A 2,702-nucleotide genomic window follows, 5' to 3' on the forward strand; every position below is an offset into this window, starting at 1 on the left:
GCGGGAGGCGGGGCACGGGCGCGCCGAGCACCGCCTCCCCGCGGTGTCCACGGCCGCGCTCCGCTCCCTCGCGCGGCGCGAGGGGATCACGCCGGGTACGGTGGTGCAGGGCGCCTGGGCGCTCCTCCTCGCCCGCCTCTCCGGGGAGGACGACGTGGTGTTCGGGCTCGCCGTCTCCGGCCGCCCCGCGGAGCTGCCAGGGGTGGAGGAGATGGTCGGGATGTTCGTGAACACGCTCCCGCTGCGGGCCCGGATCCATCCGGAGGCCCCCGCGGCGGAGTGGCTGCGCAGCGTGCAGGAGGCGCAGGCCGCGCTCCGCGGGCACGAGCACACGCCGCTGGTGCGGGTGCAGGGGTGGAGCGGGGTCCCCGCGGGGGAGCCGCTCTTCGAGAGCCTGCTGGCCTTCGAGAACTTCCCCGTCCAGGAGGCGCTGGGCGGGACTGCGCGCGACTTCGAGGTCGAGGGGTGGGAGAGCTCCGGAGAGACCAGCTACCCGCTCACCCTCCTGGCCCTCCCGGAGGCGCGGCTGGTCCTGCGTCTCCACTACGACCTGGCCCGCGTCGACGCCGCCGCGGCCGCCCGCATCCCCGGGCACCTGGCCGCGCTCCTGGAGGGGATCGCCGCCGACCCCGCGCGCCCCCTCTCGGAGCTCCCCATGCTCGTCGCGGCGGAGCGCGAGCGGGTGGTCGTGGAGTGGAACCGCACCGGCGCGGAGCTCGGCCCGGCCTGCGTGCACGAGCTCTTCCGCGCGCAGGCCGCGCGCACCCCTTCCGCCCCGGCGGTGGCGTGCGAGGGCGCGTCGCTCGACTACGCCGCGCTGGACGCCGCGTCGGACCGGCTCGCCCTGCACCTGGCCACCCTGGGGGTGGGACCCGAGGTGCGGGTGGGGGTCTGCATGGAGCGCTCCGGGGAGCTGATGGTGGCGCTCCTGGCGATCCTGAAGGCGGGGGGCGCCTACGTCCCGCTCGACCCGTCGTACCCGGCGGACCGGCTCGCCTTCATGCTGGCGGACTCCGCCGTGCCGGTGCTCGTGGCGCAGGAGCGGCTGGCGGGGCGGGTGCCGGAGCACGGGGGCGCGACCGTGCTCCTGGACGGAGCCGGCGAGCTCCGCGGCGGGGACGCACTTTCGCACTCTCGCACTCCCGCACTTTCGCACTCTCCCGACAACCTGGCGTACGTCATCTACACCTCGGGCTCCACAGGGCGCCCCAAGGGCGTGATGAACTCGCACCGGGGGATCGCGAACCGCCTCCTCTGGATGGTGGGGGAGTACGGCCTGGACGCCTCCGAGACGGTGCTGCAGAAGACGCCGCTGTCCTTCGACGTCTCGGTGTGGGAGCTCTTCGTGCCGCTGGTCTGCGGGGCCCGGCTGGTGCTGGCCCGCCCCGGGGGGCACCGCGACCCGGCCTACCTGGCGGAGCTGGTGGAGCGCGAGCGGGTGACGACGATGCACTTCGTCCCGCCGATGCTGCATGCCTTCCTGGAGGAGCCGCGCCTGGAGGAGCGGTGCGCCTCGCTCCGGCGGGTGGCGTGCAGCGGCGAGGCGCTTCCCCGCGAGCTGCAGGAGCGCTTCCACGCCCGCCTCCCGGGGGTGGCGCTGCACAACCTGTACGGCCCCACCGAGGCCGCGGTGGAGGTGTCGTACTGGCACTGCCGGCCGCGGGAGGACCGGGCGGTCCCCATCGGCCGCCCCCTCGCGAACACCCGCCTGTACGTGGTGGACCGCGGCTTCCAGCCGGTCCCGGTCGGGGTGGCGGGGGAGCTGCTGATCGGCGGCGTCCAGGTGGCGCGCGGGTACCTGGGCCGCCCGGAGCTGACCGCCGAGAAGTTCGTCCCCGACCCCTTCTCCCCCGTCCTCGGCGCCCGCCTCTACCGGACCGGCGACCGGGCGCGCTGGCTGGAGGACGGGGAGCTGGAGTTCCTGGGGCGGATCGACCACCAGGTGAAGGTGCGCGGCTTCCGCGTGGAGCCGGGGGAGGTGGAGGCGGCGCTCCTGGACCACCCCGGCGTCCGGGACGCAGTGGTCGCCGCGCGCCGGGACGCCCCGGGGGAGACCCGGCTGGTGGGGTACTTCGTCCCGGCGCCCTCCGGACCCGACGCCGCGGCGCTCCGGGCCCACCTGGCGGAGCGCCTCCCGGAGCACATGGTCCCGGCCGCGCTGGTGCCGCTGGACGCGCTCCCGCTCTCGCCCAACGGCAAGGTGGACCGGAAGGCGCTCCCCGCGCCGGACGCCGCGCCCGCCGCGGGCGGCTACGTGGCCCCGCGCACCCCCGCGGAAGAGCTGCTGGCGGGGATCTGGAGCGCGGTGCTCGGGGCCGGGCGCGTGGGCGCGCACGACGGCTTCTTCGAGCTGGGCGGGCACTCGCTCCTGGCGATGCGGGTGGCCTCGCGCGTCCGGGAGGCGTTCGGCGCGGAGCTCCCGCTGGCGGCGGTCTTCGAGGCGCGGACCCTGGCGGAGCTGGCCGCGAGGGTGGAGGCGCTGCCGGCCCGGGGCGCGCGCAGGGAGGCGCCGCCGCTCCTCCCCGCCGACCGCACGCGGGAGATCCCGCTCTCCTTCGCGCAGCAGCGGCTCTGGTTCCTCTGGCAGGTGGACCCGGCGAGCAGCGCCTACGTGATGCCCGGGGCGCTCCGGCTGCGCGGCCCGCTGGACGCCGCGGCGCTGCGGGCGAGCCTGCGCGAGGCCGTCCGCCGCCACGAGGCGC

The 2,702-nt window shown here is 76.8% G+C and carries 1 protein-coding gene; it reads left to right on the forward strand.

Features of this window, described 5'->3' with window-relative positions:
- A partial coding sequence (locus tag VGR37_19055; protein HEV2149507.1) for an amino acid adenylation domain-containing protein occupies positions 1-2,702 on the forward strand: 2,702 nt, incomplete at both ends.

The sequence above is a fragment of the Longimicrobiaceae bacterium genome (assembly GCA_035936415.1).
Taxonomy (GTDB): domain Bacteria; phylum Gemmatimonadota; class Gemmatimonadetes; order Longimicrobiales; family Longimicrobiaceae; genus JAFAYN01.